Here is a 25,653-nt window from a genome sequence, read left to right as displayed (position 1 = left end):
CTCATCTACTCCGTAATTATTGCTCATGCCTGCATGCTTCACAAAGCGCTTCTCCTTCATATTGAATGAAGCTCTCTCCACAATTCTCGCACAGCCTTACTTGCTTGCTTTTCTTGACCGGAACTTCGATCTCTGTAAAAGTGTAAGAATAAATGTTCTCGCCTGCTTCGAGTAAGATCGGCACAACCTCTTCATGACGCACTTTTTCAAGGTTCATGAACCATGCATGCAATCTCGGGTAAGCCGCAGTCTTTTCTGCGTCAAGATATATCCTGACAGCAGGCAGCTTGGTCTCGCCCGGTGCACCACGTTTGTTCACGGTAACAGCCATCTTGCCGTAGTCCTTGATCTTCATTCCCTTGTTCCCGGTGGTAGCACCCTCGAGTATCTGGAATGGATCCGGAACACAGTTGGATGTCTCCGCTGTAACATAGATGCGTTCCCCTTCCTTAACATCAAGTAATCTCTTCGCCATCGTGAGCATCTGTAATCCTATCATTGCTCCCGAACTCAAGTACCCGTGGAAAGGAATGATCTTCTCGATCTGTAGAAATAGTTCTGGATCTTGCTCTTTTATCCTGTTGATAATAGTATCCATATCGTCCATATGAAGACCTCTTTAATTGTGAAATAACGCATCGAATTGGCCAGATCATTATAGGCTTTGCTTGATAGCGCTGCCTCTAATGTTAAGGAACATACCAGTGAAAATTATATATAGTTTATCGTTGCCGGTCGGATATCAGCAGGAAGTTTAAATAGCCACTGGATTTTGTTTTCACATAAGGAACATATAAGACGGCAAATAAAAAAAGAAAGGCAATATTGAAGCATGAACTAATGAAAATCCATTTACCTCATCAGATTCATTCCACCAGCTCAGCGACCCTTTCGAGCAATTCTCTGGCAGTACCATCATCAGGAGCATGTCTTACAGTGATCTTGCCACTTTCATAGATAAGCACCATCATAGCACCTGAAGTGAAACGGATAGCACCAAGCTCTTCAGAACACCTGAGGAACTTGATGGTCACACCTTCCTCGACGGATAGAGCTTCACATGCCTTTGGAATATCTATCTCATTTTCAAGCTGTGCCTCCACATGAAAAATAGAAGGCTTGCTTGTACAGGGAGCTATCGAACGAATTTCCATATTTACCAGAACCTGATCAAATGTAGATACAAAAAGAAAATCGAGGAATATCAGGAGATGAAATCAACCGTGACACTCTCAACATCCCACAATGATTCCAACTTATCGACAATATCTTCCTTTATGGCAGCTGCAAACTGATGTGTCGAAGGTATATCAAGCACTATACGAACATTTCCTTCCTCGACCACTACCTTAAGCACAAGTTCGGTCCTGATGATATCAAGGCCTGCCATCGGATTCATCACATGCTTCAAACGCTTACTGACAACCTCTGTCGTAGTGGCCTCTTTCTCCACGACCATGCCATGCTTCTCTTCATAATCACGAATAGCAGACCGAAGCCCCTCGACCGCAAGCACAGAGCAATGGGCCTTGACATGGGGCAGTCCTCCAAGAGCATTGGCCGCTTCCTTCCACGTGATCTTCTTAGCCTCTTCAAGTGTCTTGCCCTTTGCAAGCTCAGTAATAACAGATGCTGTTGCGATATTGGATGCACAGCCATAGGACTCGAAAGAGATATCCTCGATGACCAGAGTATCAGGATTCACTTTCAAGTAAACAGCGACCATATCGCCACATGCAGCACTGCCTTCAAGACCCTTGCCATCAGGGTCCTCCATCTTTCCGACATTCCGCGGATTTCTGAAATGCTCAAGTACCTCTTTTGTGTATGGGAAAGTCATAGAAACACCTCTTATTTTTCTCGATATAAGCTCAATTATCCTCTGCCAGAGGGCTGATGGCCCGCAGATTCGTAACAACATCCTTCAATGCATCGATAATAGCATCCGAATCCTCAATGGTATTAAAGCGTCCGAAACTGAAACGCAGTGAACCGTGTGCCCTCTCATGATCGCCACCGATACCGAGTATCACATGACTTGCTTCAAGAGAACGGCTAAAACATGCAGAACCTGTGCTCACCGCAAATCCCATCATATCAAGATGCAATGTAATGGATTCGCCCTCCACATAATGGAACGTCATATTGGAATTCTGTGGCAACCTGCTGGTAGCACTTCCATTAAGGGTCACATGAGGAATATCAGCCATTGCCCTTTCGATAACTCGGTCCCTCATCGCTGCAAGGCGTTCATTCTCCTCAGGGGTTACAAGTTCCACAGCCTTTGCAAATCCCACCGCAGCCGGAATGTTCTCCACACCGGCACGCCTATCGGACTCCTGGAATCCTCCATCCATCCATTTGTCGATCGGAGTTCCTTCACGTATATACAGTGCACCGATACCTCTGGGGCCATGTATCGTATGGGCTGACATTGTCACAAGGTCCACAGGAAGTTTGCTCACATCCAGAGGAACCCTCGTAAAACTATGAGTTGCATCAGTATGCAACAAAACGTTCTTATCATGACAGATATCAGATATAGCTTTAAGGTCCTGCAAAGTGCCGATCTCCTGATTTGCCTGCTGAATGGATACCAGTGCTGTTTGCGAAGTGATGGCATCGCTGAACATATCGAGGTCGAGGACACCTTCCCCATCGACATTTATGAAGTCTACCTTATAGCCCTGCTTATCAAGTTTCTTTGCCGTGTTCAGCACAGGGAAATCTTCCAGACGGGATACGATCAGATGGTCATCCTTCTTTCCTTTCAGAGCTGAAAGCACTCCTTTTATTGCCATATTGCTCGATTCAGTGCTTCCTGAAGTGAATACGATCTCGCCAGCTTGCGCACCAAGTCTTGATGCAATGACCTTACGAGACCTTTCAAGTCCTTCCTTGGCATCAATACCCATGGAATAACCGAATTCAGACGTAGCAACTGCATAAGCATCAAAGAAATACGGTTTCATCGCTTCAAGTACTTCTTCATCAAGCCTTGTACTTGCAGCATTATCAAGATAAATTGTCTCATTAAACATCTGGCAATACACCCTTTAAATTAAATGGAATAAGATATTGAACCGATCTGCCAAAATAAATGTAATGATAAAGGCAATTTAAGGCAGATATCGGCGAATATACAAAGTTATATCGGCAACTGTATAAATCGTTAACTATCTGCCATAAACTTAAAAGAAGAACAGGCAGATAAACTACCTGTTTTAACAAAGATCATACGGACTTTACGATAGCTTCAGCGATCTTTGCAGCTTTTATACCGGACTCCAACATACCACCAAAGGTCGGACCCATTCTGGAAAGACCAAAACATGTAGCTGCGGCCATTCCAGTAACCACAAGACCAGGGAATATCTCAGAAGTGTTATTGACCACAGCATCTTCGGAATTATCAACATCCATTCCGGAGAAACCTTTAAGGTCTACCAGGCCACGGCTCGCTAGGGAGTTGGCTACAACCGCATCATGCCCTGTTGCATCGATAAGGCATTTTGCCTCGATGGCCACCGGGTCAACACATGTGATCGCACGCGGTAATGCTGAAACAGGTGTCCAGTTGGTAACAGCACCTGATACACGACCATCCCTGAGAACCACATCATCGAACTTGTTCATGTTCAACATGAAAGCGCCTGCATCACAGGCAGCGGAAATAAGTTTTGAACATGCAGAAGGTGCATCTGCTACATAGAGACCTTCCTTTATGTGAGGTACTTCCTTGTAAGGAACTCCAAGCTGGTCAAAGATCCTCTGTGCAGGTGCTCTTACTGTGACCTTGTTCATCAGGTAACCACCTAACCAGAAACCGCCACCAAAGTAATTGTTGCTCTCAAGCACAACGGTCTTTATGCCTTTGGATGCAAGATCCCTTGCTGCCACAAGACCACTTGGTCCTCCGCCAACAATGATCACATCACTTTCGATGTGATTGAGGAAATCTCCAAGGAATTCTTCAACTATCGAACGCGTAATATCTTTTTCAGTTGCTTGTGCGAATTGATTCATAATATACACCTTTTAAGGGATGAACTGCAAATTTTACAGGGAATTTTCTTGTTCTTATCAGATCGAAGGCCAGAATGTGCATCGAGCTGCAGTCGAACACATGGCAACCATGCAATCCAACCAAATTATTAAATACACAATCGTGACTTCACGATAGTGAACTCTTGATATCTTATTTAGCCATTGCGCTTGATAGCAAAAAGATCAATAAAAAAGGAATATAATCCAAGTAAAATAGTAGGACAAAATGATTAAAGCAAAAGCTGGCCTTGGATCAACAATATATCATAAAATGCGAGATATTTATAATTCAGTAGGTCCCACAGGACAGGCATCTTCCCCGGTCCTCAAATTTCTGCATATATCACATATCTTTGCAGAAACGTTATCGATCTTACCTTCCTGGATCTCAACCGCCAGACGGGATATCTCCTCTTGTATATCATCATCGAATTCGATACGATAACCTCTTTTTTTGGTCAGGTACTGAGAAACAGCGGAAGGCGCCATACCAAAGAGCCTTGCAACTTCCTTTTGAGCAATTCCATTGTTCACAAGCTCAACCGCAAGCGCTGCACGTATCGCAGGAAGGACATCCCATACTACTGCCTGACAAGGAGTTTCCATTTTCATGATAATACCTTCGGACACTTCACAATGACTTATAGTTTGTCGTATCTTATATAGCTATTCACTATCGTGAAATTTTTGAAAGTTGAAAGCTTTGCATGATATGAGTCGAGAACTGGACCTACGTAAAATACAAAGGAGAAGATCTTTAGATCGGATGCATAATTTGTAGTTTTTACCCCATTCCAATTACGTGCAGTATTGACCTTAAGGTACTATCCTGCACCTCATATAGATCACTTGTACCTATCGCTCTATGGACGAGGAAAAATAAGGGAAATGAAGAAAGAACGATTCATCCCATCACTATCTGTATTGCAGTCGGATATTTTCTCATGATGGAATAAGCAATACTTTTTCCTACCCATAATTTGCCTTCATTAAGGCTGCGGGATCTGCTGATCTCCCCCATTATCTGGAGAGCTTTAACAGCATTTTCATCATTGAGAAAACAACTATCCTCCACACGGTGATCAAGGAAGAACAAAATTGGAAGCCTGATCCTTCCATGGAGTTCTTCCGGAAGACCCTCTTCAAACACATTTAGTATCCCTTTATCGAATAAGTGCTCATTACCGCTTTTTGTCTTAGAAAATGGCATATCCTCCCCAAGCAACTGAGAAAGGGGTTTCCTCTCAGCAACAATCTCCTTATTGATTTTGCCGACCTCCGACCTCATCCACCTCATAAGACCTGAGTCATCCGAATCCGGTAGTCTTCCTGACATATCGCTCACTTCGATATTATTATTGAGAACGGTTATTATCTACAAATGTCCGTCTTTAACACTATCAGATGTACATGCTGTTCTTTAGATTAATTTTAGTGATTGCCACTACAAGAAATTGTTGACAGGAGGACGAAGATCATTGCCATGTCCCACACCGAATGGAAGAAGATGGGATTCTCCAAAGGTACTTTGCATTACATGAAGCAGAATGCCAAGAGTGATAAGCCATTCACTCTTAATGCTCATGTAAAGGAACGGTTGGAGATATGGGACAGTGTTTGAAGAAAGAAATGTTCATCAATTAACAAATTGAGTTTCCGTAACATGTTTTTCTTTATGAGGGAACTCCTTTTCGAAAATCTCAAGTTCTTCTTCAGTGGTCTCAAAAGAATCTGATGCGAAAAATTTACCAGATACCTGTCTTAGACTCCCGTTGTAGAGTTCTAATGCCATGAAAGCATCGAAGTTTTCACCGGAAGAAGTCTGAATGTCATATTCGCTGTTATTTATGAAACCGAACCTTTTGTAGTATTCCGAATCACCAAAAATAATTATTGCCTTATATCCTGATTGCCTTGCTTTTTCGATAGAATAGTTCATTAATAAGGATCCAATCCCTTTTTTTTGATATGAAGGCAATACCCCGAGTGGACCCATACACAGAACTTCAAATTCTTCGTTCTTATCATTGATCACTTTTGCTTTTGAATAGATAATATTGCCTACAATCAGGTTCCCATCACATGCAACATAATCCAATCCCCTTACAAAATCAGATGATTCCCTCATATTGTGAACAATAAGGTGTTCTACACATCCTGGTTTATACAGATCCCAGAATGCTTCTCTTATCATATTTTCCACAATTTTAAAGTCATTCTCATTTTCCGGACGGATTGAAATATCCATTATTATCCCCTCTTTTCTAGGATACGATGATTCAATGATCACATTTATTAGAATCAGATTAAGTTTTACAGAGATGTAAAGTTTTTTCAAATATTTAATCTTTTCTCCATAAATTAATGCCTAATGAAAGTTTGTCAGAAATTGATAATTTTTCACTAATAATAAATTATGGTTGTTCTGAGAAAATTTATGGCAATAATGTTAACAGTGGAAAGACTACTAGACCCTTTAATTATCAAAAAGTAGAGGGAACATTGTACGAGCTCGTACAAATTGATTAACAAAATAGTTTCCTGTCAATTTTGATAATAAATTTATTACGATTTCCCTAAAATTTGACAAATACATTCAAAATTTAAACATACAATTCCGTTTTTTCTAGTTACCTATATCCCCAACTTTCTATGCGAGGCTTAGTTCAAGCCTAAACCCTTATTAAAATATTTATGGGATTCTTCTGGATTGTCCTCATCATAACTCATATATGACAAAAGCAGAAAGACATCCTTTATATCAACTATCAAATTGCCACAGCCTTCTTCTGTTCCAGTAAATGTCTTACTTTGTTCCTCCAACAATTCAACATTGCCAAGGAAAGACGCATACAATTCCACAGCCTCTTGCTCATCCATTTGTCCAACATCAACAATATGAGCAAACAATGATTTCTTCTGTTCTGCAAGAGCCTTCGCAATTTCCACACCCTTATCACAAGGAGCAATTGCTATTTTATCAGAATACTCTTTATTCTGAATCCAGAATGGGAACATGCCCACCGTGACACCGTTCTTCTCTCTCATATTTTTACACTTCTCACATCCCTCTGGACATTCAAAATAGTCCAAAAGTTTCATTACATCTTCTTTATATTCTCGAAATTCGTTCTCAACAGACATCTTTTTCACCTTTCCAAAATTCATATATTCATTTTAACAATCATCAACCACATTCACGTTCATTCAGCCATGCCTCGTTGCAGACTCCCACATCTAGTTCTTACCACCTTTCTTGTCTCCACTTTCTTCCATCAGCCGTCCCCAATACATCCCTAGATCCTTCATCCCAATAAAAAATAGAGGATCGCTTCCTTCTTTCTCAAAATCCTTCCCGCTTCTCTTAGCCCGATTCAGACCAGCTTTAAGCAACTTTCTATGCGGGGGAGAGATTCGACCCTTTTGTTTAGTACGGTCCAACATACCTTAACAGTTAGTATATAAGTTAACCGATGGGTTTATAGATTGAGGAATATACAAAGAAAAATATTGCCATATTTGTGGTAAACCAACTGAATCTTCATAGATAAAACCGACATGTTACAATTGCTACAAAAAATACAAAAATAATTTTAATTTCCCGCTGTAAACATTACATTAACTTATAGTTCCATCTTCTAAAGTCATTAATGGTATGAAGATGAAAAACACTTTTTTTTGAATAGCACTCAATCTTTAAATTGTAACGAAAATAACTTTAAACATTTCAGTCTTATCAATTATTTATAAGAGTTCCGTATTTACGACTTACCTATATCCCAGTTTGTTCTGCGAGGGGTAAGATTCAAAACCCTCATACCCCCACACACCAATCGTGCTCCCATCTACCAATATCATTACATACATCTCTTTTCTAAAACAGCGTAATCAATTTTTCAATGATGGCATGAGGAATGTGCCGATTAAATTGTTTTCGTTATGAACTATGACCACTCAATCTAATATAGAACATGGGAAGATGAAAATGATTGGGAAGGGGAAATCCAATCCTATGAAGTACTGACACTTGAAGAAGCAGGAGTGCTGTCTGATGCTAATCGTATAGGCGTCATTGCAGGAACGATTTCTAATGATACTGGCTTTGTTGTTATTGCACCTGACAGATCAACCTTTGTTGTAGCAATCCATAGAGAGATGTGATAGCATGGATGATATTTTTGGTGAAGTTGTCTATACTTACACGTCGGAACAAGCTGTTGAAGATGGTATTCTTTTCGATATCTTACAAGTCAATCCTGAATGGGAGAAAGGAATCTTTAGGTTCATTACAACTAACTTAATGGCTCAAGGATATTTGCAGGATGATGGGATTAATGTGCCTAATCTGTTAGACCTATTGAATCAGGCTAATAGTATTGTACGGAATGCATCTAATGGGTTCAAGGATAAAGCTGAATCTTTTTATTCAGGTAAGGTCGAGTTGCCCAGTGGGAAGAAACAGCAGATATTCATATCATTAAATGAGCTTGGTAAATACACAATCATGCTACCTGAAGATTATTAATTTTTTTTTGATTATCAAATAAATGTTTCTTATTGCTTTTATGACCTTTATAGTGTAACGAAACATGTTTTAATCGAATGAGGAAAAACATCTACATCCTAAAAATGATTATATTATAAAGTTATGGTTTTATAATAACTTTAAACTATAAAGTTAAATAAAATATAATAATATATATTACCAATCAATAAATACATAAATATATTCGATCATTTTAAAAGTTGATCAGAGGTCATATGATCAGATCATAAATAAACCCTGATCAATATCAACAATTCAATGAAGGTGTCCTATGCTCTGGAAAGCTGTATCTCTACAATCAATATCTTTACTAATGCTCTCTGCACTATTGATATTCCTTTGCTTGCTCCCATTTACTGCATCTGCATACACAATAGACGATGTTGAATGGAAATCAACGACCTCTTCTACATTAAACTGGGGAGATACAATGACTTATGGAGGAGATAGTAATAACTACATAATAAAAGCAGAAGATTTCACCAAAGATGGATATGTACATATTTCACTAACAAGAAACAACGAAATTAAAGATTTCAGTTTCTTGCGGGTAGGCCAGAGCTTTGAATTCAGGGATGAGGAATATGGACAAGACATAAAGGTCTATGTGAATACAGTAACATTGAACATCGATGAATGGACCGGCAATATGGAAAAACCTACAGCAGGAATACAAATCTACGGAAGGGGCCATCCAGCATTTGATATCACAATAACAACGGATAAGGAGGAATACGACCCGAAGACCATGAGTTCACCACAGGAGATAACTGCAACGTATTCCATTACGAATACTGGAGATGCTGAAGGTAAGGATATTGAACTTGTTATCGAGTCGGGCGGGATGGAATTAGCAGACGGGAAGCTCAAATCTGAGACTAACACTCTTAAATCGGGCGAGGTTTCCGAACCCATGACCGTCAGGTTCAAAGTACCTCAGCCCTGGGAAGAAACAACGATGGACCTGAAAGCTATAGTTAAAGCCAAAGACATCAACAACGATCTGTATGAGAACAGCGAATCGAAGAGCATTACAATTGAACCAAAGGTCGAACTCATACTAACCAAATCCATGACAAAAGAGATCTACATGGATGAAACTGCACACGTTCTTGTATCGGTCCGCAATTCGGGAATATGCGATATAAATTCAGTCACTATCAGAAATTCTATTGTTGAAGGTGTTGAATTAAGGGACAGTGTAACCCTTGAAAAAACAATTTCACTCGCACCGGGCGAAACAAAAGAAATGTTTGCATATTCATTAAAGCCAATTCAGGCAGGTACTTTTACTGCTCCTGAATCAACAGCATCATTTATAGCTTCCAATGATAAAGAATACACCTTCGAATCAGATCAGCCGACGTTAACGATCAACGGTCCTGAGATTGTACTGGCACAGACATTGGACAGATCAAACATACGACCCGGGGAAGAAGTGAAAGTCACGGTTACAGCGAAGAACAAAGGTAACAGGGATGCCAGTACAAGGGTCACTTCGACCCAGTTCCCGGAAGGTGCAACATTCATCAGTGGGGATACATCTCTCGATGAAGTCCTTACTGCAGGCCAATCCAGTAGTTATACATACATATCGAGGATGGATGAACCCGGTACTTTTAAGCTTCCTCCTGCCGCTGCATCATTTATTGATATGGAAGATTTCAAAGGTGAGAAAATATCCAACATGCCTGTTATAACAGTAGAGATACCTCCCGAAACTGGGGATAATGAGGATACCTCAGACGCAGAATCCGGCCTTGAGACTCCAGGAATAACTTCCGGAAATAATAATGAAAATGCCCAGACCGCCGACGAAAATGAAGAGAAGGTCCAACCGGGATTCGGATCCCTGTTCGCAATTGTCGCAATTGCAGGCGTATACCTGCTAAGAAGGAGAAATTAAAAGGGTCATATAATGAGAAACTACATCTGCATAATAATATCCACCTTCATTTTGGCCTTCGCGAATACATCCATAGCTGCAGACGAAAATAGGAACTGGGAAGGACAGTCGGCCATATGCTCTACTGAGGCGACAGTATCGATGTGAATGGATCATTGATAGCAGCACATGATTTTTCAAAAGCAAAACCATTTGATATTGATACAGACCATGTTATGCCCACAGTCCTTTCAGAAAGTTCAGAGGAATGGAATGTTCTGCTCCCTATGAATAATAATGATATACATAGCAACAAGATAATTGATGGAAGGTTGAACATACCTCCTCCGGAATTGGTAACCGGTAATGACATACCGCCCCCCACCGGGGTAGTAATCGACGAAGCCCTTTCTTTCTGATAGATATTGGAATTCACTGAACGAAACCTATATAGCCCTTTCAGGAGTTTGGACAGCGGGAGCATGACATGAAATATGATCAGAATCTAGATAAAGTCAAATTTGAGATAATCATCTCAGGAAGATCGAACGTTGGTAAATCTTCCATAATAAGAGAGCTCACCGGCAAGCAAGTAAAGGTGGGAAAACGCCCTGGAGTTACACTAAAACCGACACAGGTCCTTCTTTCCGATATGCTGATAACAGACCTGCCCGGTTTTGGGTTCATGAGCGGCGTAAAGGACAGGAAGCAGGACATTGTTAAAGACCAGATCGTCCGCTACATAGAGAAAAATGCTGACAGGATAAAGATCGCAGTAATTGTTGCTGATCCCGTTTCATTCGTCGATGTAGTTGAACGCTGGGAAAGCCGGAATGAAATACCTATCGACATTGAGATATTCGACTTTTTCAATGAGCTTGGATTCGACACCATCATAGCCGTCAATAAGATGGATCGTATAAAGGATGTGGAGCATGATGAAAGGCTTGATGCAATCGTTGAAAAGTTCGGTTTGTCAGCACCATGGAAACAGTGGAACTATATCGTTGCACCCACCAGTGCTAAAAAGGGAGATATAAAAAGCCTTAAAGGCCTTCTTAGAAAACGTCTCCACGAAGAAAAAAGGGATGACCTTTTCAAGTATATCTGAAATTGGACTAAGATATCATCTTACGTGAAAAGCAGCACCTATATCATGTGCTATCTTTTCACATTTCAGAATATCGACATCGTTGAAACCCACCACGGTCATACGAGCCTCTATTCCGGCATTTACTGCTTCTTTTGTGAACTCGAGCATTGCCTCATAGGCATTTTCAAAAGCAGGCTGGCATAGTTCGTCATATCTTTCTTTCGATTCGGCATTAAGGCTTACTGAAACTTCATCAAGACCAGCTTCCTTAAGCTCAGAGATAACATTTCTTTCAGGATGAAGCAATTGAGCATGTCCGTTGGTATCGATCCGCACCTTCATCCCACGTTCTTTTAACCAGCTAGTCACTTCAAGCACAACATCGAACCTTATAGTAGGTTCACCAAAGCCAGTGAAAACGACCTCACGGTATTTTTCAAGGTCAATGGAGCCTAGCTTATCCAGGATCGCATCAATGGATGGTTCTTTCTTAAGGCGAAGGTCATATCCATAAATGCCATCAGAGATATCACGAATACAAAAGATACAGTTTGCACTGCATCTGTTAGTAATGTTAAGATAAAGATTGTCATGCCCCTCGTAACAGAAAGTTCCGACACCTGCAATATCCCCATTGAATTCTTCTTCGATCATTCGTAAATATCTCCTTCATCCTTTAGCCATATTCCCGAAACGATAGATGAACGTCCTCCATAGGACACATCGTCCGATAGAAAATACATCCATGCAACAGAACTGTCTTTAAGGAGGACTTCCCCCCTGCAAAACCAGTTCCCCTCAAATCCATCTATAGCGGACAATGTACGATCATCGACACTGAACAACTCACCAACGATACTCGACACAGGATTCTCTTTCACGACTGCGGGGAAATCACCCATATCGAGCATCTGAAATTTATCTTCAGTACAATTTTCCGAAACAAATGATGCTCCATCAAGAAGATGATGGCTCTTATGTCCTTTTTTCAAAGTGCCATAGGCAAAAAGGAAATTCATTTTATCCCAAAGTTCATCTTGATGAGGCCTTTACGCACAGCATCCGGCAACTGCCCACACTGCAATGCCTTCATCTGCTCAGGGGCGATCATCCTGATGGCAGTCGACATCATGGAATCAGAGCGCATGAGATTATCCATAAGCTTTCGCACATAGACCGCCGTTTTTATCTCAAGCCCCATCTCCCGCCTCCAGCGCTCATCATAATCCTGTAAAGCACATTTACCATCGAGGAATTCAGCTGCAGTCTGTCCTGCGATCTTACCCCCGACCATTGCAGTGGAGATACCGCCACCGTTGGTGGCTATTATGTGACCTGCTGCATCCCCGGCCACAAGAGCATCCTTCGTGGCAGTTACTTTGGGTGCACCACCTACCGGCACAAGACCGGATACGACTGAAACAATGGAAGCACCGGCAAGTTTCGGACTTGCTATAGGATGCTCATACATGAACCTTTCAAGATAATCCCTTGCAGACAACCCGTTCCTGAACAATACTTCCCTTATACCGACACCGATATTCGCAGTATCCCCACCCTGGGAGATTATCCACGCATAACCACCGGGCACGTAATCCTTTCCAAAATACATCTCAACGGCTTCGCGGTCAATATCCACACCACTGATCTCATACTCGAAAGCAGTACCGGTACCCATGGGATCGGGATCCCTTACCAGACCCTTTGCCCTGCCGACAATGGAATTTGGACCGTCTGCCCCAATAAGCACTTTAGCACCAATTGTGTGTGCTCCAAAAACACCATCCACATTAACGGAAGTACCATTGACCTCAAGAATATTTGTGCCTACCATCATATCCACACCGCAGCGTCCTGCCTCTTTTGCAAGATATTTGTCGAACCTGCGTCTGTCGATGGCATCAGCATCCACTTCAAATTCCTTGGAATATCCATTCGGAGCGATGAAACGCTGTACACTGCTTGTAGTGTGAATGCACTCCGCAGGAATCTCCTCAAGCATATAGGGAAGTTGTGCATTTGGCACAAGCTCCTGCAAAGTATCAAGATGTGGTAGGAAGCCTCCACATTGAAGTGGTACGCCCAGGTCCTTTTTCTTTTCAATGAGGAGTACGGATGCACCTACCTGTGCAGCATAAGCTGCAGCAGTTGAACCTGCAGGTCCTGCCCCGACAACAATAATATCATATAATTCTTCAGGCATCATGAGAATGTGTTCTATAGTAGCGATATATTATAAATGTGTTTCAGCAGGAAATATAAGGGAACAATTAGAATAGATAAGCGTAAGATCAACGAAACAAGATGATATAAGAAGAAAATTAGAACAAAACTACAAGAGAATCAAAAGAATGTCAGTAAATGGTATGAAGAAAGATCACTCTTTCTTTCACACCAGATATGAACACTGAGAAATTACTCAGCGACTTCGCCGAATGCGAACTTGCGCATTACTTTTGTTACCTTGATGGTAACTTCGTCACCGACGGAGGTGTTAGGTACAAAGACTACAAAACCGCTTACTCTTGCGATGCCGTCTCCTTCCCTTGCGATATCTTCAATTGTCACTTCGTAAGTCTCGCCAGCTTCTACTGGTGCAGTGGATTCCATGTTATTAAACAAACTTTTCACGTCCTTTTATTGATGCTAAAAAGAACTAACTAAACCGGAACATAATGGAAAAAATCAGCAAATACATGAGTAAATACTATTTAATGCCTTACGTTTGAAGTAGAAAGTTATACTTTGAAGCAAATCTAAATAGGCATAACTCGAATATAAACATTTTGGTTACCAATGAAAATAGGAGAAGGAGGTGAGATCAGTAACCGCCACCTACCTGCAATATTTCAAAGTCCATCTCATCAGGAACCTCAGCTTTGAAGACAAAGACATTACATCTCAGATCCCTTGCCTCTGCAATGGCACGTCTCTGAGAATCAGTGATATCGCCATCTGTGGTTTTTATGCAGAACATCTTTTTACTATTGTTGTTCACAAGGAAATCAAGATCATCGGAATGAGCTTTGAGGAAATCCACAAGCGTTTTAAGCTCCTCCCATTTACTGCACATGTGGATACTTTTTGAAGCTGAGTTCTCCACATACCAGTCTTTGCTCATATAGGGATATGCATTGTACTGGTCAACAAGCTCATCATATATCTTGTATAGCTTGCCAGCATCGCGTTTCAGGTTGATCCATTTCCAGCCCTGTTGAGCAAAATAGCTTGCAGCCATAATCTCAACGATCAGTTCCTTATCATAATTTTGCAATTTCATCATAACACCTAAAGATCAAAAATCATCGTCCTGTGAATAACTCCTACCAAGGCGTAAGGCTATTTCAGCCTTTTGAATTTCACATCCAAGATAACCCGCATGGTCGAGCTTTGATATAAGACCCATTTTAATTATCGTCTCGATGACTTCCTTTGCAGTTCTGCCCGTGATGGACGCATCCTCATGCTGTGCAACGATCATACCGCCGCACTCATCGGAAACTGTCCCAATACGGAACGGCCCGAGCGGATCAAGTTCCCAACCTGCAAACCTTTTAGCAGGAAGAGAGTCCTCAGGAATAGCAACATCCGGCCGCCGCCTTTTCTCCTTAAGCACCAAAAGGTCAAGCCCAAGGTCCTTCGGAGAACTGTTCCTCGTCAAAGCAAGTGCCATCATCCTGGCACCCGTATTAAGCTCAGCAATAGAACCTCTCGTCTTCTCACTAAACTCCGGTGTGAACAAGATGCAGGAACCAACATCTGCTGCAAGTCCGCAAAGAGTGGCATTCACACCAACAGAATCGGCATCTATGAGTTCGGTCACATTGCCCGCACCGAAGAAGACAGGAATCTCCGGATACTCCTCATGAAAACGTGCATACCTGACGATCGAATCGACGAACCCATGTCCGATGGGATCAAGCACGGGGTCGGCAATTATACTCTCAATGCCAGCATCCCTTGCTGCCTGGATGTTATGCACAAGGCTTTCAAAGCTGTTTCCGGCATCAGGAATTACCACCGCAGTGACTCCTGCTTCCGCCACATCCTTCCCTACAATATCGATATTGCTGGAATTAAGACTAAGCACCAGGTCGACACCCTCGTCCATCGCAGCTTTTAGTAGACCGGATTCCAAAGTATCAATGCTAACAGGAACCGTTGAGACCTTACGGGCTACACGGACTGCTTTCCTGACATCTTCGACAGATGACGTCAGCGAAGCTCCCAGGTCAATGATATCCGCACCCTTTCTGATAAATTCAATAACTTTTAAAGATAAAGCATCTTCCTCGAGCCCAGTTGCATCAACAATCTCTGCCATGACCTTCATTCGAGAGCCGCCACCAAGCTTCACGTCACCGATCATTGCAAGCATATCTGCATTGTTTTCCAGTTCCACAAGTGTTTCAAGAGCAAGTTCCCTCCAGATATCAGAAAGAAGTTCACATGCAGGCACCTCAAGTGAGAGATCCATACCATCAGCGAGCTTGAGCACACTACCAAGATCATAAGCATGTTTGGGACCAAGAAATACCTTGCATCCAAGCTCTTTTGCCACCATGGAAAAATCACCGGATGCAAGCCCGGGGACTAATATAACATCATATATCCCATTTTGCTCTTTAATAGCAGGCAGCAATCTATGAGGAGTTATAAATGCGGCAACGTCAACATCGAGTACTAGAACATCAGCATTATCACCTACTGAATGCCTTACGGTCCTTTCCGCAAGTCTGCCCGTCGCGATCAGAACTTTCATGGATTTAGATTCCCGGCATCGTAAAAAAGAATATCCATAGAACTTGACTGAAGATTAAAAAAGTACATGTTGATCGGAAATATCTATTCCGACCAACGCATGACATTACTGTATTATATCTATAATTGAACCGCCAAAGGATGCCTTTGAACCCATAGGCTCGACAACTGTGCGGCGACCTCGCTCTGCACGAGTAAAGTTTGGCTTTGAGTGTGAACTTGTGTTCATGACAACGTTCTCGACCATACCGCCCTGGGACTGTGAACCTAGCACCTGTGGGGACTGAACACCTGTCATAATAGCCATGACACGCACCTTTCCTTCATAGTCGTCCCTTATACGTGCTCCCCAGATAACGTTTGCATCTGGTGAAAGTTCATATGTAAGGGATGCTGCGATCTCTTCTGCTTCCTTCAGGCTGAGGTCAGGACCACCTGTGATGTGCACAAGACTTCCTGTAGCGCCTCTGTAATCAACATCGAGAAGTGGGTGGTTAAGTGCTGTGCGAACAACATCAGTGCTCTTGTCCTGGTTCTTGCTGTCACCAACGAGCATGACCGCAACGCCGCCACAGCCCATGATAGCCCTGATATCAGCGTAATCAAGATTGATGAGGGATGGCTGAGTGATAGTTTCAGTAATACCCTTAACGGTCTCAGCGATAAGCTGGTCCATTACAGAGAATGCCTGCTCTATAGGAAGGTTTGGAACATAGTCCAGAAGCCTGTTATTATCAAGAACGATCACTGTGTCAGCTGCACTGCGGAATGCATCGAGACCTTCTTCAGCCTTGACGGTACGTGCACGCTCTACCCTGAAAGGACTGGATACCATACCAACAACGATAGCTCCCTGCTCCTTTGCGATCTCTGCAACAACTGGTGCAACACCAGTACCGGTCCCTCCACCCATTCCAGCAGTGATGAAAACAAGATCGCTCTCTTTGAATATCTCTTCAAGAGTTCCACGTGCGAGTTCTGCAGCCTTGGCGCCAACCTCAGGATAGCCACCTGCTCCAAGACCCCTTGTGAGAGTCTTACCGACGAGGATCTTCTTGTCAGCACGAATATGGTCCAGATGTTGCTTGTCAGTATTGATAGCAATAGTCTCTGCACCTTCAATGCCGATATTGTATAAGCGATTGATAGTGTTGTTCCCTGCACCACCGCAACCAACGATGGTGATCCTAGGCATACCGAAGCCTTCGAATTTGTCGTCTTCTGTAACTGACTGCCTGTACTCCCTCTCTTTCTCTGTGTGTTTTAGTGCTTCCTGTACTATAGACTGCATGTTCATCCCCTCTCTTGGATTTGCATTCTAGTGCAAATTATGCGCTCTACTACGCATTGACCTAATTACATTAATATGAATTGATTTTTATACTCTCTTGCCAGGTTTCCCTGGCACCATCCGTGTTGTAAGCAGATGGTTAGATCAGGCTGGAATTGAATCGAACACCTCAAACACTACCGGATCAACCGGTATTATTCTATCGATCATCGCCTTCCCTTGTTTTCAGATCTCATCCAATATAGAAATAGATCTGACAGACCTACGTCCGCCCGAACTGCCCCCATTAGATTATCTTCAGATATAGTATTCATAGATCGTAATATATAAGCTTATCGACAATTGTCGCAAAGCACTTGGACAGTACTGCAATCGATTTTCCAAATTACCCCATATTCAAGTTCTGGGATTGTCGATATATAAGCCCTTGAAATATAATAATATTAATCAGTAAATACGTACCAAGAAACTTTATTAAACATAGAGAAGAATACTAGAAATTAACTAAAATTTATATTTTAGAGGACATGATAAAATGCCAAGATATTCAATAGAAGAATTCATAAGTGAAACCGGACAGAAGGACAAAGGAGAAGGTTTATTCGAACTTGAGCGCGACAGGATGCTCGAACTAAACCTTAATGGCCGCGTCTGGACCAAAAGGGGTTCAATGGTAGCATACCTTGGTAATGTGAAATTCACAAGAGAAGGCGTACTGGAACACGGGGTCGGCAAACTTTTGAAGAAAGCTGTTACAGGAGAAGGCATCAGCCTCACAAAAGCAGAAGGACAAGGTAAAGTATATCTTGCAGATGCAGGAAAGAAGATATCCATAATTAACCTTGATAATGAAGCAATATTCGTTAACGGTAACGATCTTCTGGCATTCGAGGAAGGCATAGGATGGGACATCAAGCTTATGAAAAAGGTAACCGGCATAATGGCAGGCGGACTTTTTAATGTAAAGCTCGAAGGTACCGGAATGGTTGCCATAACCACACATTACGACCCTGTCACACTCAGAGTTACAAAGGACACACCGGTATTTACCGATCCTAACGCCACAGTTGCATGGTCTGGCAACCTTAACCCTGACCTCAAAACAGATATATCACTAAAATCATTTATCGGACGTTCAAGTGGTGAAAGTATACAGATGGCTTTCAAAGGAGAAGGATTCGTTGTGATCCAGCCTTATGAAGAGATACCTTTCCAGCACCCAGTAGCTTAAACATATTATTTTTAAAATGGCAGGCCAAAAGGTACTGCCAAACATTTTTCAAAAATCTTATTTAGATTCAGCCTTTTGTGATACACTCATACTGCACATCAGCACGTGTGATCTGCGGAATTGTACCCCACATACCCATGTGATCACCCTGTATAACAACCGCACCATCGATACCAGGAATAGAACTTATAGCATCGAACGCCCTTTCCACGCCATCATGCCCTATGCCTGTTGCATTGGACAGTTCGGTAGCTGCTGAATCCGCCAGAGAGACATCATCTGAAAAGACCACGGCAGCATCTGCACATCCGAAGTTAATAGAGGGACCAACTGTGCCGGATGATGTGCATATACCACGAATGTGGTCAGAAGGCTCGAGTGTGAACCCAATGTTCCTTATAGAGGACTGACCGGCATATATCCCTATAACTATAGGTGTGTCGTTGATAACCGCAATATCCCCCCCATTATCGACAATTGCAGAAGTCGCACCGGCATCGACCATTGATACAACTGCAAGTGCCGCTATCGTACCCGCAACTGCGGACATGGGACCGATGCCCACGGAATTGCCGGCAGCAACGAGTCTTTTGACAACTTCAGGTGCATCACTTGAACATTCGTAGGGTTCAAGAGTTACTTTAAAATAAGGATCAGAGCGGATGTAGTCCTCAAGCTCCAGCCGGTGTACGGCTATGGCATCCTTCGCCACCTCGATATAGGACTGATCATCTGCAACTATCGTTACGATAGTTTCCTTTAACTGGAAATGTTCTTTCATGTTCAACTATCACTGCCCGAGAACCAGAGCATTGTGCGGACACATGGTCAGACAGGTACCACACTGGATGCACTTGTCAGGATCGACCTCCAGACTCCAGTCGTCAGCAAGGGAAAATACCCCCACAGGACAAACAGATACACATGCACCGCATTCCACACATTCTTCCTCGTCCCTGCTGATGGGAGTGTCAAGAACTACGACTTCGGCACCTTTCTCCACAAGAGAATCCCTTATATGCCTGAACTGTTCAGAAGGAATATCAGCTACAACCTCACCATGAGTAGTGTCATAGTGTGCCTGTGAAATGTTCAGAAGAGCACCTGTTTCGATAATTGCCTCCGCTAATATCGGTTTTGTAACAATGGCAGATTCAATGCTTATCTTTATCTTCATCTTTATTGCCTCCTTGCAAGCAGTTTGCTGATATCATCACTTGTGATTATACCAACCACTTGTTTCTTTGCATCGATGACAGGAAGTGCAGAAACACTGTTGCTGTCAAGTTTGAAAGCCGCAATGTCTATTGCTTCATCAGGGCTTGTGGTCACCACATCTTTTGTCATGATATCTTTAACAAGATCATATTCCGCTTTTGCAACAGCTTTGGAAATGTCCCATGCAGTCACGATACCCACAAGGGAATTATCCTTATCGACCACAGGAAGATGGCTGAACTGCCTATCCATGATGGTTTTTGCAGCATCGTTGAAGCTTGCTTCTGCCCGAATGATACTAACGTCCGAAGTCATGATATCCCCCACAAGAGGATTTACACTGGATAGTTTCATCGAGTTGCATGCAGTGACCCTTGGAAGACGTTCCACCGGCATGCTGACAAAGAACTCACCGCCTTTTATCCAATCTTTAAGTTCATTGGCGATCTGGCGGGACTTCTTGAAACTTGAGAGAGATGAGGTCGTTACTTCCTTACCATTGATATCTATCGAACCGGAACGCAATTCACCATAAGTGACAGACCTGATAGCAGGACGTTTGCTGCTGGGAATACCATAATCAAGGAGGTTTGTAACGATATCGTCATCTGTTACAGCAGTGGCTTTTGCAATATCCTCATTGAGCACCGGTATTGGAATACCCATTCCAACATAAAGGGAAGTTCCATATCCTTCAAAACTGGCAGCACGAATGTATTCCGAGCTCATCTCCTTTAGATCACCTTTAAGCATGAGTGTTCCAAAACCTGCTGCAGGAGAGTGTTGTGTGCCTTCGCCTACGATATAGCCCTGGGCACCACCAAGGAAGATACGCGTGCCTGTGCCTATGGTCTCATAGTTCGGATCATTGTGCATTGGAGAGAGCACACCTGCACCAGAGTAGGTCACATTGCCATGATTCGGTAGTAGAGTACCCATATAGGTGTTCAGAGTATGATTAGTACTGTTAGTAGCAGCGTTGTATTTCTGGTATGCATTACGAGGATTCAGCATGATGGCCTGATTCAGATCATAGATGTTAATGGTGGTATCGATCACCTTTCGTGGGTAACAGTCGGTTCCAGAGGAAGTCCCATGAACATCGATAGACCTGCCACGAATTAGATCTTCTATGACATGAGCACCGCCGTATTCCAGACCTTTGGAACGGGATGCCTGAGTGGCCCCTATGTATGCATCGACCGCGGCAACACCTGAATAAGCCTCAACATCGTTGAGCCAGAGCTTGTTTATTCGGATAGGAGGTTCCGAGTGACCAAAATTCAGCCATACGCCGGAAGAACACATGGCTCCGAAAGTACCGGTAGTTACGACATCGACTTCCTTTGCAGCGCCTTCTGCACCGAGCTCGCCAACGATATCCACCATTTCTTCGGCAGTCACTACATTGACACTACCGTCGCGAATCCTGCCATTGATCTCATGTATTGTTTTTTTGACCATATCTACTACCTCTGCCTGGTAACGAGTAATAATCAACTGTGCATATATTACTTCCGGTTATTTCAGATCTTTATTAAAGGCTAAAATGATAGCTTACAAAAAAAGAAAAGGAAAGACGAAAGGAAGAAAAGTAATAGGAAAGTGAAAAAAGAGTAAAGAAAGGAGAGTGGAAATAGAAGAGATAATTAAAATTGAATGTTAATAAAAGTTTAATTTAATGACATATATAGATGATTTTCTTTTATTTGATACAGAGAACACGGGAGCCTAACGAGCTAAAACGCCGAGTGTCCAATAATGATCTATTTGTCCCAAAACCTTATTAAAGGCAAAAGAGTATACCGAGAAGGAATTCTCTATAGATATTAATTGAATTAATAAAATCCAATCGAGTTGATCATCTTGGCAATAGAAAAAGGAGATATCATTAAAGTATCATACACCGGAAAGTTCGGTGAAGACCAGATCTTTGATACGACCGACGAAGAGCTTGCAAAGACAAACGAGATCTACAACCCACGCGGCATGTACGGTGGAGATGTTGTTATCGTAGGCGCAGGACACACCATTGCAGGTCTTGATGAAGACTTTGCAGGTAAAGAGGTCGGCTACTCAGGCACAGTTATTGTTACACCTGAGAAAGGTTTTGGCGACCATGACCCAAAACTTGTGGAGAACATTTCCCTGACAAAGTTCAAGGACCATAAGGCATACCCTGGCATGAACGTTGAACTCGACAACAAAAGAGGTACTGTTGTAAAAGTCATCGGCCGCAGAGTACGCGTCGATTTCAACCACCCTCTCGCAGGAAAGGATATCAACTACGAATACTCCATTGACGAGAAGATCGAAGAGCCCATAGAGAAAGTAAAAGGACTCCTTGCACTCTATACAGGCGTTCCTGACCTAGAGGTTGCTATCGAGGACAACAAAGTATCCATTGAGGTCCCTGCAATGCTTTCATTCAACCAGCGCTGGTTAATGGCAAAGGGAAGAGTAGCAAGCGAACTTATAGAGCACCTTGGTCTTGAAAAAGTAAGCTATGTAGAATCATACCCAGTTCAGATGCCGGAACCTGTTGTAGAGACAGCAACCGAAGAAGAAGTTACAGAAAGTGAAGAGTAATCCTCTTCACATCCTTTCTTTAAAACTTTTTTATTCATTTCAAAGCAAAAGCCTTATAGCTGAAAAGACTATTTAGGAACCATTCATTTGCTGAGGTAGCCAAGTGGACTACGGCGCCGGTCTTGAAAACCGGTAGTGCTAACGCGCTGCAAGAGTTCGAATCTCTTCCTCAGCGTCCACACTTTTCTATAATTGTTTTTTCACTACATTTTCTGAAATAATAATTTCTTTTACTATTTCATGTACTATGGTGTAATCTTATCCAAAGTATGAAAGTAGAATTGGATATTTACTGTCCTGATTGTGAACACTTGTATTTAGTCAGTCTGTGAAGCAGATTATTGAATATAGAAAATCATCCATTCTAATCTTCCATCATTAAACTACAATTTCAAAACCGAATTTTTATATATAGTTACAATTCTATTTTATAGTATATCATTCCACATATCAAATTACGGATCATAATAAAAGGGGTACAACATGAAAATAATTTATAAAATAATTGCACTTTTGCTAATATTAGCATCCATGACTGCAATTGGATGCACAGACGTTGCAGCCGATGCGCCAGTAAACGAAGTATCCAGTGCAGACACTGGTACAGCTTCGGAAGTTGAATTATCTGACGAGATCGTGCAAGTTCGACTAGTCCAGAATCAACCTATTGCAGTAGCTCGTGACCATACCCTTTACCATGAGTGACATAGTCGAATGAAACAGATTCTTGAAGAGAACAATGTAGAGTAAATGAAAATTGAACTGGGTATGTATTGTTCCGACAGATAGCAATTGTATTTTGTAGAATAATACATCATAAATTATTTATTATAACAGTCTCTATTTATTTATATGACATGGTATGTAGTAGACGCCCTAGACAAGGCATTTGGACGAACAAAAAAATGCCTTTTTGAGCCTTTTGATTTCTGGAAATGGATGAAACTTGTCATCATCGTTATGCTTATCGGCGGCGCTGGAAGCAATTTCAATGGTGGCGGAAATAATTATTCATCCGATGGTTACAACCTTCCTGAGTCAGGTGCAACTGACAGCTTCACCGATACCTTCAGAGGTTTTATTGATCAGATCCCTACTGACCCGGGCATGGGACTGATAATTGGGATAATAGTTCTCATATTTATTCTGATCTTGTTTTTCTCCTACGTTTCCAGTGTCATGGAATTTGTATTTGTTGAATCCCTCGTAAGCAATGATGTTAGGTTCTGGGAATACTCCCGCAGATACCTGAGGAAAGGATTGGGACTGTTTTTATTCAGGATATTGACAGGTATTTTTTTGCTTGCCGTCATTGCGATTATGGCCCTTCCCTTTGTGCTACCGTTGATAGGCGCTTCAGGTGAAAATTATGCAGACGTTATAGCGAGTAATATTATTTCCTTAATATTTCTTTTAATTGGCATAATTCTGGTAACAGCAATAATTGGCGGGGTCATTAGTTCATTTATCAACCTGTCAATACCTGTCGCCATTTATACAGAATCAGGTATTTTCCGCGCATTTTCCAATGTATTCAGACAATTCAGGAAAGACTGGAAGCAAATCGTTGTTTATTGGTTTGGCAGGATCCTGCTTGGTCTTGTAGTTGGAATTGCAGTAGCTATTATTTTGTTGATAGTAATGGTTGCAGTGGGTCTATTCATCTTGTTCGTAGACATGCTTCTTTATCTCGCCCTTTCAGCACTTCTAACCGGATCAGATGCCATTATATGGATGATCCTTGTACCGTTAATTTTGATCCAGACGATCCTTTTCATTCTTTTGCTTGCATTTATCGCCCTGCCTGCAAGTGTTTTCATGAAATATCACATGCTCACATTCCTGCAACAATGGTATACTGATGTGGAAATTCCTGTGTTTGACATGCAACAGATCAATGAGGAACTTTATTGAATTGATGATCTGATTGAGAACATCGACATGGATGAGACAACTCAGAAAAAGAGATAGCATTATCTGCAATACAGGAACTACATGGACGCATTTACGACGGCATCACGACATGCGGGCTGTGTCGGGTGCTGAAGGAATACTTTGGTGTAGTTGCTGTTTATTGTTGTGACCTAATTCAAAGAATGAAAATTGAATTGGATATGCATTGTCCGGATAAGCAGCATTTGTATTTTGTATAAGCTTGAGTTCAGAATTCCACTATTTTTAATTTAATTGCTTGTAAGATTGCACGTTCCAGTTGTTTGGGTTCATCAGTACCTATCCTGTATATTTTACCGTTTTTCATCTTGATCTCAACTGCATCAAGACCAGAAACATTGAAAATCAACATTTTAGGCCATAGCCATAACCTTATCCCCCAGCCATAATACCAATGATTTTTTACAGTTCTTGCTGAAACGATTTCATTAAGCGGAAACCTCTTCCAAAATATCCCATAACCAAATTTTATTCTTAGGCAGTTTTCATCAATCATTACTTTAAGTGTTGTAAAAGAAATGTAACTATTCAGCCATCCTCACGTTTTTGATATAAACTTAGAATACTCAACACAATTCCATCAGTGCTTGATATTGATTTTACCAAAAAACAATATACTATGCCTCTATTTTAGTCACTCCCTGAAATTCAACCTGGTTTTACCAGGCACGAGGTGATTGATTACGAAACGCAAAGAAATCCTGGCAGTTTATGAACAAGGTCCAGAAGCAGTTGTTACTCTTGTCACCACGTTATACGACATAATTGCTGAACAACAAAAGATCATCGAGTTACAGGCTGCTAGAATAACAGAACTCGAAGAACGAGTTAAAAAATTGGAAGACCAACTCAAGAAAAACAGTCGTAATAGTAGTAAACCACCTTCGACTGATGTTTTTGTTCATGAGAAACCAAACCCACAAAGCAGACGAAAAAAGAGTGGAAAGAAACAAGGTGGTCAGAAAGGCCATCCTGGAACCACGCTCAGAATGGTAGATGATCCTGATGAAATTGTACTTCATGAAGTGCACAAATGTAG

30 protein-coding genes and 1 tRNA gene are annotated in these 25,653 nt (G+C 41.9%); 11 read left to right on the top strand and 20 right to left on the bottom strand.

The annotated features are described in order from the left end of the window. Positions 1 to 16: 16 nt before the first annotated feature. The 7 genes from KDK67_RS06350 to KDK67_RS06320 form a co-directional block, all read right to left on the bottom strand. Positions 17 to 607 carry an FmdE family protein gene (locus tag KDK67_RS06350; RefSeq protein WP_250867970.1) on the bottom strand — a complete coding sequence of 197 codons (591 nt, stop codon included), beginning with the start codon at positions 605 to 607 and terminating at the stop codon, positions 17 to 19. A gap of 259 nt (positions 608 to 866) precedes the next feature. Beyond that, positions 867 to 1,154 (bottom strand): hypothetical protein, encoded by a 288-nt coding sequence (locus KDK67_RS06345; RefSeq protein ID WP_250867969.1) that lies wholly within the window; start codon positions 1,152 to 1,154, stop codon positions 867 to 869. Between the two features lie 50 nt (positions 1,155 to 1,204). Further along, the gene (locus KDK67_RS06340; RefSeq protein WP_250867968.1) at positions 1,205 to 1,840 is read right to left on the bottom strand and encodes an iron-sulfur cluster assembly scaffold protein; all 636 of its coding nucleotides are present in this window, start codon (positions 1,838 to 1,840) and stop codon (positions 1,205 to 1,207) included. Between the two features lie 31 nt (positions 1,841 to 1,871). Continuing rightward, positions 1,872 to 3,041 carry a cysteine desulfurase family protein gene (locus KDK67_RS06335; protein ID WP_250867967.1) on the bottom strand — a complete coding sequence of 390 codons (1,170 nt, stop codon included), beginning with the start codon at positions 3,039 to 3,041 and terminating at the stop codon, positions 1,872 to 1,874. A 193-nt stretch (positions 3,042 to 3,234) separates the two neighbouring features. Then, entirely contained in the window at positions 3,235 to 4,026 is a 792-nt protein-coding gene (locus KDK67_RS06330) for a sulfide-dependent adenosine diphosphate thiazole synthase (RefSeq protein WP_250867966.1), read from the bottom strand. A 303-nt stretch (positions 4,027 to 4,329) separates the two neighbouring features. Further along, positions 4,330 to 4,653, bottom strand: coding sequence for a transcriptional regulator (locus KDK67_RS06325; protein ID WP_420846923.1), 324 nt, complete (start codon positions 4,651 to 4,653; stop codon positions 4,330 to 4,332). 298 nt (positions 4,654 to 4,951) lie between these two features. Beyond that, positions 4,952 to 5,383 carry a DUF61 family protein gene (locus KDK67_RS06320; RefSeq protein WP_250867964.1) on the bottom strand — a complete coding sequence of 144 codons (432 nt, stop codon included), beginning with the start codon at positions 5,381 to 5,383 and terminating at the stop codon, positions 4,952 to 4,954. Between the two features lie 102 nt (positions 5,384 to 5,485). On the opposite strand from KDK67_RS06320, the gene KDK67_RS06315 reads away from it, so the two are divergent. Next, positions 5,486 to 5,668, top strand: coding sequence for a hypothetical protein (locus KDK67_RS06315; RefSeq protein WP_250867963.1), 183 nt, complete (start codon positions 5,486 to 5,488; stop codon positions 5,666 to 5,668). A gap of 15 nt (positions 5,669 to 5,683) precedes the next feature. Here the strand turns inward: KDK67_RS06315 and KDK67_RS06310 are convergent, their stop codons facing one another. Beyond that, positions 5,684 to 6,385, bottom strand: coding sequence for a GNAT family N-acetyltransferase (locus KDK67_RS06310; RefSeq protein ID WP_338101237.1), 702 nt, complete (start codon positions 6,383 to 6,385; stop codon positions 5,684 to 5,686). 323 nt (positions 6,386 to 6,708) lie between these two features. Further along, positions 6,709 to 7,191, bottom strand: a complete 483-nt coding sequence (locus tag KDK67_RS06305) for a hypothetical protein (RefSeq protein ID WP_250867962.1) — start codon at positions 7,189 to 7,191, stop codon at positions 6,709 to 6,711. Positions 7,192 to 8,212: 1,021 nt separating this feature from the next. Between KDK67_RS06305 and KDK67_RS06300 the strand changes: the two genes are divergently transcribed. From KDK67_RS06300 to engB, 4 genes are all read left to right on the top strand, one after another. After that, positions 8,213 to 8,572 (top strand): hypothetical protein, encoded by a 360-nt coding sequence (locus KDK67_RS06300; protein ID WP_250867961.1) that lies wholly within the window; start codon positions 8,213 to 8,215, stop codon positions 8,570 to 8,572. A gap of 292 nt (positions 8,573 to 8,864) precedes the next feature. Then, positions 8,865 to 10,499 carry a BatD family protein gene (locus tag KDK67_RS06295; protein WP_250867960.1) on the top strand — a complete coding sequence of 545 codons (1,635 nt, stop codon included), beginning with the start codon at positions 8,865 to 8,867 and terminating at the stop codon, positions 10,497 to 10,499. Between the two features lie 143 nt (positions 10,500 to 10,642). Then, positions 10,643 to 10,897, top strand: a complete 255-nt coding sequence (locus KDK67_RS06290) for a hypothetical protein (protein ID WP_250867959.1) — start codon at positions 10,643 to 10,645, stop codon at positions 10,895 to 10,897. A 68-nt stretch (positions 10,898 to 10,965) separates the two neighbouring features. Continuing rightward, positions 10,966 to 11,589, top strand: coding sequence for a GTP-binding protein EngB (gene engB, locus KDK67_RS06285; protein WP_250867958.1), 624 nt, complete (start codon positions 10,966 to 10,968; stop codon positions 11,587 to 11,589). A 15-nt stretch (positions 11,590 to 11,604) separates the two neighbouring features. Here the strand turns inward: engB and KDK67_RS06280 are convergent, their stop codons facing one another. The 7 genes from KDK67_RS06280 to ftsZ form a co-directional block, all read right to left on the bottom strand. Further along, positions 11,605 to 12,225, bottom strand: a complete 621-nt coding sequence (locus KDK67_RS06280; protein ID WP_250867957.1) for a TatD family nuclease-associated radical SAM protein — start codon at positions 12,223 to 12,225, stop codon at positions 11,605 to 11,607. Beyond that, complete coding sequence (locus tag KDK67_RS06275; RefSeq protein ID WP_250867956.1) at positions 12,222 to 12,590, bottom strand: gamma-glutamylcyclotransferase family protein; 369 nt, start codon at positions 12,588 to 12,590, stop codon at positions 12,222 to 12,224. Before KDK67_RS06275 ends, KDK67_RS06280 begins: the two co-directional genes overlap by 4 nt. Next, positions 12,587 to 13,777 (bottom strand): geranylgeranyl reductase family protein, encoded by a 1,191-nt coding sequence (locus KDK67_RS06270; protein WP_250867955.1) that lies wholly within the window; start codon positions 13,775 to 13,777, stop codon positions 12,587 to 12,589. Before KDK67_RS06270 ends, KDK67_RS06275 begins: the two co-directional genes overlap by 4 nt. A gap of 209 nt (positions 13,778 to 13,986) precedes the next feature. Further along, a complete protein-coding gene (locus KDK67_RS06265; RefSeq protein WP_048063138.1) occupies positions 13,987 to 14,181 on the bottom strand; it encodes a TRAM domain-containing RNA chaperone in 195 nt (64 codons plus the stop codon). Between the two features lie 211 nt (positions 14,182 to 14,392). Next, a complete protein-coding gene (locus tag KDK67_RS06260; RefSeq protein ID WP_250867954.1) occupies positions 14,393 to 14,851 on the bottom strand; it encodes a hypothetical protein in 459 nt (152 codons plus the stop codon). A gap of 15 nt (positions 14,852 to 14,866) precedes the next feature. Further along, positions 14,867 to 16,333 carry a dihydropteroate synthase-like protein gene (locus tag KDK67_RS06255; RefSeq protein ID WP_250867953.1) on the bottom strand — a complete coding sequence of 489 codons (1,467 nt, stop codon included), beginning with the start codon at positions 16,331 to 16,333 and terminating at the stop codon, positions 14,867 to 14,869. Positions 16,334 to 16,438: 105 nt separating this feature from the next. Next, a complete protein-coding gene (gene ftsZ / locus KDK67_RS06250) occupies positions 16,439 to 17,623 on the bottom strand; it encodes a cell division protein FtsZ (protein WP_250867952.1) in 1,185 nt (394 codons plus the stop codon). Between the two features lie 535 nt (positions 17,624 to 18,158). Here ftsZ and KDK67_RS06245 point away from each other — a divergent pair. Further along, positions 18,159 to 18,854, top strand: coding sequence for an AIM24 family protein (locus KDK67_RS06245; RefSeq protein WP_250867951.1), 696 nt, complete (start codon positions 18,159 to 18,161; stop codon positions 18,852 to 18,854). Between the two features lie 67 nt (positions 18,855 to 18,921). Here the strand turns inward: KDK67_RS06245 and KDK67_RS06240 are convergent, their stop codons facing one another. From KDK67_RS06240 to KDK67_RS06230, 3 genes are read right to left on the bottom strand one after another with little or no spacing between them, the layout of a single operon-like run. Continuing rightward, entirely contained in the window at positions 18,922 to 19,635 is a 714-nt protein-coding gene (locus tag KDK67_RS06240) for a UPF0280 family protein (protein ID WP_250867950.1), read from the bottom strand. A 9-nt stretch (positions 19,636 to 19,644) separates the two neighbouring features. Next, positions 19,645 to 20,031, bottom strand: a complete 387-nt coding sequence (locus KDK67_RS06235) for a 4Fe-4S binding protein (RefSeq protein WP_250867949.1) — start codon at positions 20,029 to 20,031, stop codon at positions 19,645 to 19,647. A 2-nt stretch (positions 20,032 to 20,033) separates the two neighbouring features. Beyond that, the gene (locus KDK67_RS06230; RefSeq protein WP_250867948.1) at positions 20,034 to 21,536 is read right to left on the bottom strand and encodes a homocysteine biosynthesis protein; all 1,503 of its coding nucleotides are present in this window, start codon (positions 21,534 to 21,536) and stop codon (positions 20,034 to 20,036) included. Between the two features lie 402 nt (positions 21,537 to 21,938). Here KDK67_RS06230 and KDK67_RS06225 point away from each other — a divergent pair, with 402 nt between their 5' ends. The 4 genes from KDK67_RS06225 (at position 21,939) to KDK67_RS06210 (ending at position 24,575) form a co-directional block, all read left to right on the top strand. Continuing rightward, a complete protein-coding gene (locus KDK67_RS06225) occupies positions 21,939 to 22,661 on the top strand; it encodes a peptidylprolyl isomerase (RefSeq protein ID WP_250867947.1) in 723 nt (240 codons plus the stop codon). A gap of 89 nt (positions 22,662 to 22,750) precedes the next feature. Beyond that, a tRNA-Ser gene (locus KDK67_RS06220) sits at positions 22,751 to 22,836 on the top strand. 338 nt (positions 22,837 to 23,174) lie between these two features. Then, complete coding sequence (locus KDK67_RS06215) at positions 23,175 to 23,366, top strand: hypothetical protein (RefSeq protein WP_250867946.1); 192 nt, start codon at positions 23,175 to 23,177, stop codon at positions 23,364 to 23,366. A 147-nt stretch (positions 23,367 to 23,513) separates the two neighbouring features. Beyond that, positions 23,514 to 24,575, top strand: coding sequence for a DUF7544 domain-containing protein (locus KDK67_RS06210; RefSeq protein WP_250867945.1), 1,062 nt, complete (start codon positions 23,514 to 23,516; stop codon positions 24,573 to 24,575). Positions 24,576 to 24,822: 247 nt separating this feature from the next. Here KDK67_RS06210 and KDK67_RS06205 read toward each other — a convergent pair whose 3' ends face one another. Continuing rightward, positions 24,823 to 25,110, bottom strand: a complete 288-nt coding sequence (locus tag KDK67_RS06205) for a hypothetical protein (protein ID WP_250867944.1) — start codon at positions 25,108 to 25,110, stop codon at positions 24,823 to 24,825. A gap of 184 nt (positions 25,111 to 25,294) precedes the next feature. On the opposite strand from KDK67_RS06205, the gene KDK67_RS06200 reads away from it, so the two are divergent. Further along, a partial coding sequence (locus KDK67_RS06200) for a DUF6444 domain-containing protein (RefSeq protein WP_250867943.1) occupies positions 25,295 to 25,653 on the top strand: 359 nt, incomplete at its 3' end.

The sequence above is a fragment of the Methanococcoides seepicolus genome, from assembly GCF_023684405.1.
Lineage (GTDB): Archaea > Halobacteriota > Methanosarcinia > Methanosarcinales > Methanosarcinaceae > Methanococcoides > Methanococcoides seepicolus.
This window is presented reverse-complemented; position numbering and strand designations above follow the sequence as displayed.

Excerpts from the sequence above, each read along its gene's own strand:
- KDK67_RS06345 (WP_250867969.1), bottom strand. The coding sequence starts at position 1,154 with ATGGAAATTCGTTCGATAGCTCCCTGTACAAGCAAGCCTTCTATTTTT.
- KDK67_RS06235 (WP_250867949.1), bottom strand. The coding sequence starts at position 20,031 with ATGAAGATAAAGATAAGCATTGAATCTGCCATTGTTACAAAACCGATA.
- KDK67_RS06335 (WP_250867967.1), bottom strand. The coding sequence starts at position 3,041 with ATGTTTAATGAGACAATTTATCTTGATAATGCTGCAAGTACAAGGCTT.
- KDK67_RS06280 (WP_250867957.1), bottom strand. The coding sequence starts at position 12,225 with ATGATCGAAGAAGAATTCAATGGGGATATTGCAGGTGTCGGAACTTTC.
- KDK67_RS06255 (WP_250867953.1), bottom strand. The coding sequence starts at position 16,333 with ATGAAAGTTCTGATCGCGACGGGCAGACTTGCGGAAAGGACCGTAAGG.
- KDK67_RS06300 (WP_250867961.1), top strand. The coding sequence starts at position 8,213 with ATGGATGATATTTTTGGTGAAGTTGTCTATACTTACACGTCGGAACAA.
- KDK67_RS06320 (WP_250867964.1), bottom strand. The coding sequence starts at position 5,383 with ATGTCAGGAAGACTACCGGATTCGGATGACTCAGGTCTTATGAGGTGG.
- KDK67_RS06275 (WP_250867956.1), bottom strand. The coding sequence starts at position 12,590 with ATGAATTTCCTTTTTGCCTATGGCACTTTGAAAAAAGGACATAAGAGC.
- KDK67_RS06295 (WP_250867960.1), top strand. The coding sequence starts at position 8,865 with ATGCTCTGGAAAGCTGTATCTCTACAATCAATATCTTTACTAATGCTC.
- KDK67_RS06330 (WP_250867966.1), bottom strand. The coding sequence starts at position 4,026 with ATGAATCAATTCGCACAAGCAACTGAAAAAGATATTACGCGTTCGATA.
- engB (WP_250867958.1), top strand. The coding sequence starts at position 10,966 with ATGAAATATGATCAGAATCTAGATAAAGTCAAATTTGAGATAATCATC.
- KDK67_RS06265 (WP_048063138.1), bottom strand. The coding sequence starts at position 14,181 with ATGGAATCCACTGCACCAGTAGAAGCTGGCGAGACTTACGAAGTGACA.
- ftsZ (WP_250867952.1), bottom strand. The coding sequence starts at position 17,623 with ATGCAGTCTATAGTACAGGAAGCACTAAAACACACAGAGAAAGAGAGG.
- KDK67_RS06230 (WP_250867948.1), bottom strand. The coding sequence starts at position 21,536 with ATGGTCAAAAAAACAATACATGAGATCAATGGCAGGATTCGCGACGGT.
- KDK67_RS06340 (WP_250867968.1), bottom strand. The coding sequence starts at position 1,840 with ATGACTTTCCCATACACAAAAGAGGTACTTGAGCATTTCAGAAATCCG.
- KDK67_RS06210 (WP_250867945.1), top strand. The coding sequence starts at position 23,514 with ATGACATGGTATGTAGTAGACGCCCTAGACAAGGCATTTGGACGAACA.
- KDK67_RS06305 (WP_250867962.1), bottom strand. The coding sequence starts at position 7,191 with ATGTCTGTTGAGAACGAATTTCGAGAATATAAAGAAGATGTAATGAAA.
- KDK67_RS06260 (WP_250867954.1), bottom strand. The coding sequence starts at position 14,851 with ATGAAATTGCAAAATTATGATAAGGAACTGATCGTTGAGATTATGGCT.
- KDK67_RS06245 (WP_250867951.1), top strand. The coding sequence starts at position 18,159 with ATGCCAAGATATTCAATAGAAGAATTCATAAGTGAAACCGGACAGAAG.
- KDK67_RS06325 (WP_420846923.1), bottom strand. The coding sequence starts at position 4,653 with ATGGAAACTCCTTGTCAGGCAGTAGTATGGGATGTCCTTCCTGCGATA.
- KDK67_RS06270 (WP_250867955.1), bottom strand. The coding sequence starts at position 13,777 with ATGATGCCTGAAGAATTATATGATATTATTGTTGTCGGGGCAGGACCT.
- KDK67_RS06240 (WP_250867950.1), bottom strand. The coding sequence starts at position 19,635 with ATGAAAGAACATTTCCAGTTAAAGGAAACTATCGTAACGATAGTTGCA.
- KDK67_RS06350 (WP_250867970.1), bottom strand. The coding sequence starts at position 607 with ATGGACGATATGGATACTATTATCAACAGGATAAAAGAGCAAGATCCA.
- KDK67_RS06205 (WP_250867944.1), bottom strand. The coding sequence starts at position 25,110 with ATGATTGATGAAAACTGCCTAAGAATAAAATTTGGTTATGGGATATTT.